Genomic DNA, 12,293 nt, shown 5'->3' with positions numbered 1-12,293 from the left:
GCCGCCACCGGCGCCACCGCGGCGGCCCGCCGGGCCGGGCCGACCGCCGAGCCGACCGTGACGAGGACGCCCACGGCGAACGCCACCAGCACGGTACGGGCGGTCAGCACCAGCCCGCCCTCCGGCAGCGGTACGCCGAACGCCCCGGCCAGGTCCCGGATGCCGCTGGCGGCGGCGATACCGAGGCCGAGGCCGACGGTCGAGGCGGCGAGCCCGACCAGCAGCGCCTCGCCGAGGACGGAGCGCAACACCTGCCCGCCGGTCGCCCCCGCGGCCCGCAGCAGGGCGAGTTCCCGGGTGCGCTGGGTGATGACGATGGAGAAGGTGTTGGCGATCAGGAACGCGCCCACCAGCAGGGCCGCCGCGGCCAGGGCGAGCAGCACCAGTTGCAGCCACCCGAGCTGGTCCCGGGCGGCCGCCGCCCCGGCCGCGGCGATGTCACGGCTCGGGGTGACCTCGTAGCCGGCGCCGACGGCGGCGCTGATCCGGTCCCGCAGTTCCTCCGGGGCGACGCCGGGCGCGGCGACCACCGCCACTTCGGAGACGGCGGTGCCGAGCCGGAGCAGCCGCTGCGCCGAGGGGAGGGTGACCAGGGCGACCGTGCTGTTCGGCAGGCCGCCCCGGGCACCGAACCCAGCCAGGCCGACCACCCGCAACCGGGCGGTGTCGATCGCCCGGACCGTCACGGTGTCGCCGAGCCCGATGCGGTGACCGCGGGCGGTGTCCTCGTCGATCACCACCTCGTCGTCGGCGGCCGGCGGTCGGCCGCTGCGGACGCTGAACGCGCCGACCGGGGCCGGCACCCAGGAGGACAGCACGGACGGCCCGCTCGGCACGACCGCCGTGCCGTCAACCTCCAGCAGGCCCTGGCCGCGGACCAGCGGCCGGGCGGCGGCCACGCCGGGCACGGCGCCGATCCGCTCCGCCAGGCCCGCCGGCAGCGGGTCCCGGGCGACCTCGACGCCCATCGCGGAGTCGAAGGCGACCGCGTCCCGCACGGTCAGGTCGACGCCGGCGGTGGCGGTGCGGAACTGGTCGTCCAGCAGCCGGCCGGACGTGTCGGTGAGGATCAGGCCGCCGGTGGCGAAGGTGACGCCGAGGACGACCGCGAGCAGGGTCAGCGCCAGCCGGGTCCGCCGGGCGAGGGTGGTACGCAGGGTCAGCCGCCACATGTCAGTTCCCCCCAGTGGCCGCGGGCGCGGCCAGGCGCGCCATGTGAGACAGGATGGCCGGCACGGTCGGCGCGTCGAGTTCGCCGTCGATCCGGCCGTCGGCGAGGAACACCACCCGGTCGGCGTACGCGGCGGCGTGCGGGTCGTGGGTGACCATCACGATGGTCTGCCCGAGCTCGTCGACGGCCCGCCGCAGGAAGCCGAGCAACGCCTCGGCCGCCTGCGAGTCGAGGTTCCCGGTCGGCTCGTCGGCGAACACGATTTCCGGGCTGGTGACCAGCGCGCGGGCCACCGCGACCCGCTGCTGCTGGCCACCGGAGAGTTCCCCGGGCCGGTGCCGTAACCGGTCGGCCAGGCCGAGGGTGGCGACCAGGTGGGCCAGGCGTTCGGGGTCGGGCCGGCGGCCGGCGAGGGTGAGCGGCAGGACGATGTTCTCCCGAGCGGTCAGGGTCGGCACCAGGTTGAAGGCCTGGAACACGAAGCCGATCCGGTCCCGGCGCAGCAGGGTGCGGTGCCGCTCGGTCAGGTGGCCGAGGTCCGTCCCGCCGAGCAGGATCTGCCCGGCGTCGACGGTGTCGAGGCCGGCCAGCGCGTGCATGAGCGTCGACTTGCCGGAGCCGGACGGGCCCATGATCGCGGTGAACCGGCCGGCCGGGATGGACACGGTGGCGCCGTCCAGGGCGCGGACGGCGGCGTCGCCGCGGCCGTAGGTGCGGACGACGCCGCGGGCCTGCACGGCGATGGTGGTGGTGGGTGCGGGGGCGGTGCTCGTGGTCATCGGGGATCTCCTGGCTGGGTGGGGGCGGGTGGCTCAGCGGGCGGTTCGGCGGCGCAGCGGGGTGCGGGTCGCGCGAACGGTGGCGGCGTGCCGGTCCCGGCGCAGTTGGCGGACCAGCTCGGCGCGCTCCAGCTGGAACAGCTCGGCGGTGAGCAGGTGGTTCATGGCAACTCCTCGGTCAGGTGCGGATCGGTGACCTGAGGAGAGTCGCCCGTCGCGCTGTCCGGACGCTGGCTGTCGACAGCGCGGCGGCGGACAGCGGATGGACAGCCGGCCGCCAGCGGCCTCAGCCAGGCTGGCGGCATGGTGGAACGGAACGACCCGACGGCACCCGCTGCGCGCGCGACACGGGTGCTGACGGTGACGGTGCCGCCCGGGATGTGCCGGCGGTGCGTCCGCGCGGTCAGCGGCCGGGTGAGCGACCTGCCCGGGGTGGTGTCGCTGGAGTTCGACGTGGACGCCGGCACGCTACGGGTGGGCGGGGAGGTGGATCCGGCCGCGCTGCGCCGGGCTGGCCTGACGGTCTGCCCGGACGGCCCGGACTGCTCCGGTTAGCGGCCAGCCTTCAGGTCCGCGGCGGCTCGCCGGGCCGCGTCAGCTTCCTGCGGTCGCCCCGCGGCCGTCGCCGCGTCGGCCGCCAGCGACCAGAGCCGGCGCCGCGCCCACGGGAACTCCCGCTCCTGGAGCAGGTCCAGGGCGCGTCGGCACTCGTCCACCGCGCCGACCTCGTCGCCCGCCGCGTACCCGATCCGGGCCCGGCCCCAGGCGGCCCAGGCCTGGCAGCGCGGGTTGCCGCTGCGGCGGGCGGTGTCGTCCGCCTCGGCGAGCATCGCCGCCACCCCGTCGACCTCGCCCCGGTCCAGCCGGGTGTGCGCGAGCTGCACGAGGGTGAACGCCGTCGCGTGGGGGGAGGGGTTGCGCCGCGCCTCGGCCGCCGCTTCCTCGAGCGTGGCGATCGCCTCGTCGGGCCGGCCGGCCTCGCGCAGCGCGATGCCGAGGTGCGCCAGGATCCCGGCAGGAAGCAGCAGGTCGCCCGCCTTCCGCGTCCACTCGAGGCTGCGGGCCCACTGCTCGGCGGACCGCTCGAAGGCCCCGGTCCGCAGATCCAACAGCGCTTCGACGTAGTGGACGGTCCCGTGCCACCAGGGGTCGTCGGTGTCGCCCCGCTCGCGGATCGCCTGGTCGACCATCGCCCGGTACCGGTCCGGGTCGCCGTCGTACTGGCCCTCCCACGCGACGACCAGCCGCGATGTCGCGGTGTTGACCGGGTCGCCCAGGCGCTCGAACGCCACCACGCTCTCCCGGGCCGCGGCCCGCGTGTGCGCGGTGGGGTAGTAGACGCCGAGCAGGCCGATGCGCTGCAGGGCGGCGGCCCGTGCGGCGGGCCCGGGGTCGCCGGCGGCGAGCAGCGCGGTCAGGGCCCGGATCCCCTCGTACCGCGGGCCGTAGTTCCAGAACAGGAAGAGGGCGTCCGCCAGCCGCAGGCCGGCGTCGACCCCGTCGCGCCGGTCCAGGCAGCGGTCGATCGCGGCGCGGAAGTTGTCGTGCTCCTCGGTCAGCCGCGCCCAGGCGTCGGCGTCGGAGCGTGCGTGCGGTCCGTACCGCTCGGCCAACTCGGTGAAGTGGGTGAGGTGCCGGTCGCGGGCCGCCTCCGTCTCGCCCGCCTCGGCGAGCCGGGCGGCGGCGTACTCCCGGATGGTGACCAGCAGCCGGAACCGTCCCGTTGTCGGGTCCGGCACCACGAGGGACCGGTCGACCAGGCGGAAGAGCAGGTCGAGGACCTCGTCGGCGGCCAGGCCGCCGAAGGCGCAGACCTGCTCTGCGGCGGCCAGGTCCCAGCCGCCGCGGAACACCGCCAGCCGGCGCAGCAGCCGCCGCTCGGCCTCGGAGAGCAGGTCGTGGCTCCAGTCGAGGGTGGCCCGCAGCGTGCGGTGCCGGGCCTCGCTGGTCCGCGCGCCTGCGGTGAGCAGCGCGAACCGGTCGTGCAGCCGGGCCGCGATCTCCCCGGGCGGCAGCGCCTTCACCCGCGCGGCGGCCAGCTCGATGGCCAGCGGCATGCCGTCGAGCTGCCGGCAGATGTCCGCCACCACCGGCGCCGTCGACTCGTCGAGGACGAACCCGGGGCGCACCGCCCGCGCGCGATCGACGAACAGGGCCACCGCCGGGCTGTCGCCCAGTTGCGCGAGACCAGCCGGCCCGTCGGGTACGCCGAGCGGCGCCACCGCCAGCTGGGTCTCGCCGGGTACGGCCAACGCCTCCCGGCTGGTGGTCAGCACGGTCACCGCCGGGCAGGCCGCGACGAGCTGCTCGACCAGTTCCGCGGCCTCGTCGATGACGTGCTCGCAATTGTCGACCACGAGCAGGACGCGGTCGGCGCCGAGCCAGGCCACCAGCGCGGCGGTCGCGGCCGGTCCCGGCCCGCCGGCGGCCACGCCGAGCTGACCGGCGACCGCCTCGGGCAGGTCCGTCCCGGTCGGCATGGCGGCCAGGCGGACCAGGTGCACCCGGTCGGCGAGGGCGTCGTCGGCGTGGCGTGCCACCTCCAGGGCGAGGGTGGTCTTGCCGACGCCGCCCGGCCCGGTCAGTGTCACGACCCGCGCCTCGCGCACCCGGTCGAGCACCCGGTGCACGTCGTCCTGGCGGCCGATGACCGAGGCGAGCCGGCGGGGCACCTCGTCGCGTTGCGGCGCCCGGGGGACGGGGATCGGCGCCGCCCCCGTTCGGCCCGGCGTCGCGGCGGGCGGCTCGGCCGGATCGGCCACGGCGGCCGGCGCCGGGGCGGGCACCTGCTGGCGCAGGATCGCCTCGGCGAGCGCCTGGAGTTCGGGTGCCGGGTCGATGCCCAGCTCGTCGGCGAGGCGGTGCCGCAGCGCGTGGTACGCGGTGATCGCGTCCGCCTGCCGCCCGCCCCGGTAGAGCGCCAGCATCAGCAGCCGGTGCAGCCGCTCGCGCAGCGGGTGGATGGCGACCAGGCGTTCCAGGTCGGCCACCGCCTCGGCCTGCCGGCCGGCCTCCAGCAGCAGTTCAAGCCGGTCCTCCACCGCGCCGAGCCGCAGCTCTTCCAGGCGAGCCGCCTCCGCGAGGGCCCACTCGGCGTCCCCGACATCGGCCAGCGCCGGTCCCCGCCACAGCCGCAGCGCCTCGTCGAACCGGGCCAGCGCCGCCGCCGGCCCGTCGCCGGTGGTCGCGCCGCGCGCCGTCTCCAGCAGCCGTTCGAACCGGTACGCGTCCACCGCGTCCGCGGCGACGGTGAGCTGGTAGCCGGGGGCGCGGGTGACCAGCAGGTCGCCTCCCGCCCCGGCGGCCACCAGGGCGCGGCGCAGCTTGGACACCCGCAGCTGCAGCGCGTTCGTGGCGTCGGCCGGGGGCTGCTCGCCCCACAGCGCGTCGGTCAGCGCGTCCGCGGAGACCACCCGGCCCGCGGCCAGGACCAGCCGGGCCAGCAGCGCGCGGACCGCCGGGGCGAGCGGCGTGGCGGGAAAGCCGGCCACCTGAAGCTCGACGGTGCCGAGCACCCCGAAGCTCACCGTGGGCTCGCTTTCCCGACTCATCGCACTCCCGTCCGCCGCGGCGGACACCCCGGGGCCCGCTCCGGTCGCCGGGCGGCTGCCCGGGCGGGCCCCATGATACGTCCCGACGGTCCTCGAAACGATCATCCGAGCGGCGGTGAGCTGCCCCGATCAGGCCGGGACCACCGGTCGGGCCGGCACCGGCCACCGCTCCTCGGCCAGGCGGGCGGCCAGCACCTCGGCGTCCCGGCCGACCCAGCCGAGCACCGCCGAGCCCCGGGCACGTTGCCAGGGCAGGCCGAGGAAGTACAGCCCCGGCCAGTCCGTCACGCCTTCCCGCTGGACGGGCGCGCCGGACGGGTCCAGCACCGGCACCTCCAGCCAGGGGTAGTGCGGGCGGAAGCCGGTGGCCCAGATCACCGCGTCCACCCGCCGCTGCCCGCCGTCGGCGAACCGGAGGTTGTCCCCCTCGGCGTCGACCACCCGACCGACCCGGTCCACCCGGCGCAGCAGCCCGGCGACATCGGTGCCGATGACCGGGTTCTGGGCGGCGATCCGGCGGCCCAGCCGGCTCTCCGCGCTCAGCCGCATGGTGCCCAACCGGGAAAACCACCAGAAGATGTCCCGGCCCAGCCAGCGCTGCGGCAGGACCGGACCGAGGGTCGGCGCGGCAAGCATCACCCGGCGGCCGTCGTCGGCGAGCTCGGCGGCGATCTGCACCCCGGTATTCCCGCCGCCGACCACCAGCACGTCGTGCCCCGGCAGTTGGCCGGGCCGGCGGTACCGGCTGCTGTGCAGTTGCGCGACCCGCGGAGCGAGCTTCCGGGCCACGTCGGGGACCCGGGGCGTGTGGAACGCCCCGGCGGCGACCACCACCCGCTGGGCGCGCAGGGTCCCGGTCGACGTGTCGACCGTGAAGCCGCCCGCCGTGCCGGGGCGGACCGAGGTGACCCGGCAGCCGAGCCGGACCGGTAGGTCGAAGTGCGCGGCGTACCGGGCGAGGTAGTCGGCGACCTCGTCCTTGCCAGGGTGCCCGTCCGGGTCGCCGGAGAAGGGCAGGCCCGGCAGGGCAGAGAACCGGCGCGGGGTGAACAGGGTCAGCGAGTCCCACCGGTGCCGCCAGGCGTCGCCGACCCGGGCGTGCGCGTCGAGGATCGCGAAGGGCACGCCGGCGCGGCGCAGGTGGTGGCCGAGCGCCAGCCCGGCCTGACCGCCCCCGACGATCACGGTGTCCAGGTCCATCGGTCCGTCTCCACTCTTACCGGTCAGGCGACCTGGTGGCCGGCTTCGCCGATGGCGGCCACCACCGCGGCGCGGTCGGCGTCGCCGTCGACCCGGACCGTACGGGCCGCGAGGTCCACCGCCACGGCGCGGACCCCGGCGACCAGGCCAACCTCCTCCCGGATCGCCTCGACGCAGCGGCCGCAGCTGATGTTCGGAACGGAGAGCACGAGCTGGTTCACGGTTCACTCCTTCGTTCGGCGGGCCGCCCTCGTGGCGGCCCGGCGGTTCGAACCGTGCCGGGCAGTGCTGTCCGCGCCCTGTCGCGTACGCCGGGACGGGCCGACGGGTCGCGGACAGCGGGCGGACAGCGGCGGCCGGGAGCGTGGCGTCACCGGCCGGCGAGGGCCGCCGGACCAGCGAGGGCGCCTGCGACGCCCGGTACGAGAGGAGCAGTGCGATGACGACACCAACGGTCGTCTCCGGCACGCTGAACATCGGCGGGATGACCTGCGCGTCCTGCGTCCGGCGGGTGGAGCGGGCGGTGAGCCGGGTCGAAGGTGTGGCCGGGGCTGAGGTCAACCTGGCGACCGAGACGGCGTCCGTGGTCTACGACCCGGCCCGGGTGACCACGCCGGCGCTGGTCGCCGCGGTGGAGCGGGCCGGTTACACGGCCACGGTCCAGGCCGACGAGACCCGCCGGCCGGACACCCCGGCCGCCGAGAGCGCGGACGACGACGCCGAGCGGGCCCGCGCGGAGGAGCGGGAGATCATCCGGCTCAAGCGGACCTGGCAGCTCACGCTGGCCACCGGGCTGTCCATGATGGTGCTGATGTACCTGCCGCTGTCCATCGACGCGATGGACTGGCTGATGCCGGTGCTGCTGGTCGTCGCGACCGTGGTGCAGTTCGGCGCGGGCCGGCCCTTCTACCGGGCGGCGTGGGCCGCGGCCCGGCACGGCGGCGTCAACATGCACACCCTGGTGGCCCTGGGCACCACGGTCGCGTACGCCTACAGCGCCTTCGTCACGCTCTGGCCGGCGGCCGCCGAACGGCTCGGCCTGCCGCTGCACGTCTACTTCGAGATCTCCGTCGTGGTCATCGCGCTGGTGCTGACCGGGCGCTGGATGGAGGCCCGGGCGCGCCGTCAGACCGGCGCCGCGATCGGGGCACTCCTCGGGCTGCGCCCGCGGACCGCCAGGGTGCTGCGCGACGGCGTCGAGATCGAGGTGCCGGTCGACTCGGTCGTCGTGGGCGACCTCGTCCGCGTCCGACCCGGCGAGAAGATGCCGGTGGACGGCACCGTCACCGAGGGCACCTCCACCGTCGACGAGAGCATGCTGACCGGCGAGAGCATGCCGGTGTCGAAGACCGCCGGGGACCCGGTCATCGGCTCGACCGTCAACCGGACCGGCGCCCTGGTGTTCCGGGCCACCGCGGTGGGCCAGGACACCACCCTCGCCCAGATCGTCCGCCTCGTCCGCGAGGCACAGGGCGGCAAGGCGCCGATGCAGCGGCTGGTCGATACCGTCTCCGCCTGGTTCGTGCCGGCGGTGCTCGGGCTGGCGCTGCTCACCTTCGCCGTCTGGGCGATCGCCGGACCCGCTGACGGGCGGCTGACCCTCGGCATCGGCACCGCCATCGCGGTGCTCATCATCGCCTGCCCCTGCGCGCTCGGCCTGGCCACCCCGACCGCGATCATGGTCGGCACCGGCAAGGCCGCCGAGCTGGGCATCCTCATCTCCGGAGGCGAGGCGCTGGAACAGGCCCGGCGGATCACCACCGTGGTGCTGGACAAGACCGGCACGCTGACCCGCGGCCGTCCCGACGTCACCGTGGTGCACACCGTCGACGGTGTCGACGCCGACCAGCTGCTGGCCTACGCCGCGGCGGCCGAGACCGGCTCGGAGCACCCGCTCGGCGAGGCGATCGTCCGGCACGCCCGCGCCCGCGACCTCGCCGTACCGGCGGCGGACTCCTTCGCGGCGGTGCCCGGGCACGGCGTCGAGGCGCGGGTCAAGGGCCGCAGCGTGCTCATCGGCAACGCCGCCCTCATGGGTCGCCACGGCGTCGACGTGACCGCCCTGTCGAGCCAGGTCACCGCCGTCGCCGCCGCCGGTGGCACCCCCGTATACATCGCCCTCGACGGCCGGCTCGCCGGCGTCACCGGGGTCGCCGACACCCTGCGGCCCGAGTCCGTCGAGGCCGTGGCGCAGTTGCAGGCGCTGGGCCTGGAAGTGTGGATGCTGACCGGCGACAACCCGGTCACCGCCGAGGTGGTCGCCCGCGAGGTCGGCATCGACCACGTGATCGCCGACGTCCGGCCCGAGGAGAAGGCCGCCCGCGTCGCCGCCCTGCAGAAGCGGGGCGCGGTGGTGGCGATGGTCGGCGACGGCATCAACGACGCTCCGGCGCTGGCCCGCGCAGACCTGGGCATCGCCATCGGCACCGGCACCGACGTGGCGATCGCCGCCTCCGACATCACCCTGGTCGGCGGGGACCTGCGCGGCATCGTCTCGGCGATCGCGCTGTCCCGGCGTACGGTCACCACCATCAAGCAGGGCCTGGGCTGGGCCTTCGGCTACAACGCCCTGCTCATCCCGGTGGCTGCCGGGGTGCTCCACCCGACCTGGGGCATCCTGCTCGACCCGTCGCTCGCCGCCGCCGCGATGGCGATGAGCTCGGTCAGCGTGGTCACCAACGCGCTGCGGCTGCGCCGCTTCCGCCGCCCCGAGACGGCGGCCGCGCTGCGGCCCCGCCTGGGCGCCCGGCTCGGCGAGTGGGCGTACCTGACCGGAGTCGCCGCGCTCGCGCTCGCCGTGGGCGCCGGCTTCACCGCGCTCAGCCGCACCGACACCGCCGCCCGGGGAATGAACGGGGTGCTGGCCTGGACGCAGAACACCGGCATGCCGATGCGACCGGCGATGAGCACCATGATGACCGCCGAGACCGAACCGGTGCCCGCGGCGGACGCCGGGGTCCGGGTCGAGGTGGGCATGCCCGCCGCGGTGGTGCCCGGCCAACCCGCCACGGTGCGGATCCGCATCACCGACGCGGACAGCGGCCGGCCGGTCCGGGACGTGGGACGCAGCCACGAGGCGTGGATGCACCTGATCGCCGTGCGCGACGACCTGGCCAGCTTCGCCCACGTCCACCCGCAGCCGGCAGGCCGGCCCGGCGAGTTCGACGTGACGCTCACCTTCCCCACCCCCGGCCGGTACATCGTGCACACCGAATTCCGGCGCAAGGGCGAGCTGACCGACGTGCTGCAGCGGCACGACATTGTGGTCGGCGATCCCACGGAGGTCATCCACCAGCGGCCGGTGGCGTCCGGGCGGCAGCAGGCCGTCGACGGCGTGCGGGTCACCCTGGACGGGACCGCGAAGGTCGGCGGCAGCCACTTCACCTACCGCTTCGCCGACGCGGCCACCGGCCGGCCGCTGACCGGGCTGCGGCCCTACCTGGCCGTCGCCGGGCACGTGGTCGTCATGTCGGCGGCGGGCGACAGCTTCGCCCACGAGCACGCCGAGACCGAGGACGCCGACGGCCGGCCGGTCTTCGCCCTGCCGGGTCAGACCTACGGGCCGGACCTGGACCTGCACGTCGACTTCCCCCGCCCGGGCCGCTACCGGCTCTGGGGCCAGTTCCGGCTCGCCGACGGCCACGTGATCACCGTGCCGTTCACCGTCGACGCCCACTGACCCACCGACACCCTGGAAAGGAACACACCATGGAGATCGCCGTCCTCCTCTTCGACCGGTTCACCGCCCTCGACGCTGTCGGCCCGTACGAGGTGCTCGGTCGGCTCCCCGGCGCCCGTACCGTCTTCGTCGCCGACCGGCCCGGCCCGGTCACCACCGACGTCGGCACCCTCGCCCTCACGGCCACCGCCGCGCTGGACGAGGTGACCCGCCCGGATGTGCTGGTGGTCCCGGGCGGGCCTGGGCAGATCGCCCGGATGACCGACGCCCGGCTGCTCGAATGGCTGCGCGCCGTTGATGCCACCACCACCTGGACCACCTCGGTCTGCACCGGCTCGCTGCTGCTCGCCGCCGCCGGGCTGCTGGACGGCCGGCGGGCCACCTCGCACTGGCTGGCCCTGGACCAGCTGCCCGCGCTCGGTGCCGAGCCGACCGAGGATCGGGTGGTCGTGGACGGCAAGTACGTCACGGCCGCCGGGGTGTCGGCCGGCGTCGACATGGCCCTGACGCTGGCCGGCCGGATCGCCGGGGACGCCGTCGCCCAGGCGATCCAGCTCGGCATCGAGTACGACCCCCGGCCGCCGTACCCGGCTGGATCCCCGCGCACCGCGCCGGAGCCGCTGGTCGCCGCGCTGCGCGCGAACCCGCATCGGGTGCTGGGCTGAGCGGCCTGCCCGGGTGGGCGTGGACATGCCCACCCGGGCAGCCGATCCGTGGCCGCGGCCCGCCGTCGGCTCCGCCGAGGAGGTAGCCGGGGTACAACCATCGAGTAGCCGCATCCCGCTTGGCCCGACCACTTCCCGAAGCAGCGCGCAGCGCGGCGACAACCTAGCGTTGTTCGGCGGCTAGTGCCTCGTCTTTGAACGTTGATCGTGCAATCCGTCGGCTCTGAGGGCTTGTCCGGCAGGCTGTCTCCTCTCACTCGTGGGAGGTGGTGGCTGGTGGGTAGTAGACGCCCGGAAAGTGTTCGTCCGGCAGGTGTCGATGGCCGAAGGTCAGCGGTTGCAGCGGATCACTCGGACCGCGATGGACCCGGTGAAGCTGCGCCGGGCGATCGTGGTGCTGATGTCCGCCCAGCGGCATCCAGGTCGCCCGAATCTGGCGGCGCCGCAGCAGCTCCCGCTGTGTTGCCTGGCCGCCGCGCTCGGCTCGTCAATCTCCGGCCGGTTCAGATCCGGCTGCCGGTTGCTGGACTCTAGACGGCCTCCGCTGAGGCCGGACGTGTCCGCTCGCCCCACCGGACGACCGTCGGGGCGGCGAGCCCGACCGCGACGAAGATGCCGCCCATCAGTAGCCAGCCGGGGACGCCCCAGGCGATGCAGAGCAGGCCCAGGATGGAAGGGGCGGCGACGTTGGCCAGGCCCGTGCCGAGCCCGGAGATTCCCGTGTATTGCCCCTGCGCGTGCGGAGGCGCAAGTCGGAATTGCAGCTCGAGCGAGCCCGCCGCGTGCCACAGTTCGCCGACGGTGTGCGCGGCGACTCCCAGCGTCATCACCGTGATGGCGAGCCATCCGGGCATCGTCGATGTGGCGGCGATCAGGGCCATCCCGATCAGGAACGCCAACCCGGAGCGGCGCAAGGCTCGGCCTGCCGCTGGACTGGTGTCGATGCCCCGGCTCGCTCTGACCTGGAGCGCCGCGACGAGGGCGGTGTTGACCAACACGGCCGCCCCGACGAACCAGCGCGGCGCGTGGGTCTGCGAGATGATCCACACCGGCAACGCGAAGACCAGCACCTGGCCGTGAATTCCCATGATGGCGTCGAGCACGGTGACTGCCAGGTAGGGCTTGTCTCTCAGGGCGATCCAGCGCCCGGTCATGTGGGGCGCTGGAATGGGCGGCAGTGATGGCAGTCGGGTGATGATGGCGGCGCATGCCACGAAGCTGGTGGCGTTGCCGATGATCAGGGCCAGA

The 12,293-nt window shown here is 75.3% G+C and carries 9 protein-coding genes and 1 pseudogene; 3 read left to right on the top strand and 7 right to left on the bottom strand.

Annotated features, from left to right (window positions below):
* The 3 genes from ABZV78_RS29675 to ABZV78_RS29665 form a co-directional block, all read right to left on the bottom strand.
* Window positions 1–1,172: ABC transporter permease (locus ABZV78_RS29675; protein ID WP_355643882.1), on the bottom strand; the 1,172-nt coding region annotated here is incomplete at its 3' end.
* A 1-nt stretch (window position 1,173) separates the two neighbouring features.
* On the bottom strand, window positions 1,174–1,950 hold the full coding sequence (locus tag ABZV78_RS29670; RefSeq protein ID WP_355643880.1) for an ABC transporter ATP-binding protein: 777 nt from the start codon (window positions 1,948–1,950) through the stop codon (window positions 1,174–1,176).
* 33 nt (window positions 1,951–1,983) lie between these two features.
* A complete protein-coding gene (locus tag ABZV78_RS29665; RefSeq protein WP_355643878.1) occupies window positions 1,984–2,115 on the bottom strand; it encodes a hypothetical protein in 132 nt (43 codons plus the stop codon).
* A 138-nt stretch (window positions 2,116–2,253) separates the two neighbouring features.
* Here ABZV78_RS29665 and ABZV78_RS29660 point away from each other — a divergent pair, with 138 nt between their 5' ends.
* Window positions 2,254–2,505 carry a heavy-metal-associated domain-containing protein gene (locus ABZV78_RS29660; RefSeq protein ID WP_355643876.1) on the top strand — a complete coding sequence of 84 codons (252 nt, stop codon included), beginning with the start codon at window positions 2,254–2,256 and terminating at the stop codon, window positions 2,503–2,505.
* On the opposite strand, the gene ABZV78_RS29655 is transcribed toward ABZV78_RS29660, so the two are convergent.
* The 3 genes from ABZV78_RS29655 to ABZV78_RS29645 form a co-directional block, all read right to left on the bottom strand.
* A complete protein-coding gene (locus tag ABZV78_RS29655; protein ID WP_355643874.1) occupies window positions 2,502–5,501 on the bottom strand; it encodes a BTAD domain-containing putative transcriptional regulator in 3,000 nt (999 codons plus the stop codon). The two genes, ABZV78_RS29660 and ABZV78_RS29655, sit on opposite strands and share 4 nt — an antisense overlap.
* Window positions 5,502–5,630: 129 nt before the next feature.
* The gene (locus tag ABZV78_RS29650) at window positions 5,631–6,701 is read right to left on the bottom strand and encodes an NAD(P)-binding domain-containing protein (RefSeq protein ID WP_355643872.1); all 1,071 of its coding nucleotides are present in this window, start codon (window positions 6,699–6,701) and stop codon (window positions 5,631–5,633) included.
* 23 nt (window positions 6,702–6,724) lie between these two features.
* The gene (locus ABZV78_RS29645) at window positions 6,725–6,922 is read right to left on the bottom strand and encodes a heavy-metal-associated domain-containing protein (RefSeq protein ID WP_355643870.1); all 198 of its coding nucleotides are present in this window, start codon (window positions 6,920–6,922) and stop codon (window positions 6,725–6,727) included.
* A gap of 218 nt (window positions 6,923–7,140) precedes the next feature.
* Between ABZV78_RS29645 and ABZV78_RS29640 the strand changes: the two genes are divergently transcribed.
* Window positions 7,141–10,380: a heavy metal translocating P-type ATPase gene (locus ABZV78_RS29640; RefSeq protein WP_355643868.1), complete on the top strand. Its 3,240-nt coding sequence runs from the start codon at window positions 7,141–7,143 to the stop codon at window positions 10,378–10,380.
* 29 nt (window positions 10,381–10,409) lie between these two features.
* Window positions 10,410–11,045, top strand: coding sequence for a DJ-1/PfpI family protein (locus tag ABZV78_RS29635; RefSeq protein WP_355643866.1), 636 nt, complete (start codon window positions 10,410–10,412; stop codon window positions 11,043–11,045).
* A gap of 530 nt (window positions 11,046–11,575) precedes the next feature.
* Here ABZV78_RS29635 and ABZV78_RS29630 read toward each other — a convergent pair.
* Window positions 11,576–12,293: pseudogene (locus ABZV78_RS29630) on the bottom strand (MFS transporter); the annotation flags it as partial.

The sequence above is a fragment of the Micromonospora sp. NPDC004540 genome (assembly GCF_040610095.1).
Taxonomy (GTDB): domain Bacteria; phylum Actinomycetota; class Actinomycetes; order Mycobacteriales; family Micromonosporaceae; genus Micromonospora.
This window is presented reverse-complemented; position numbering and strand designations above follow the sequence as displayed.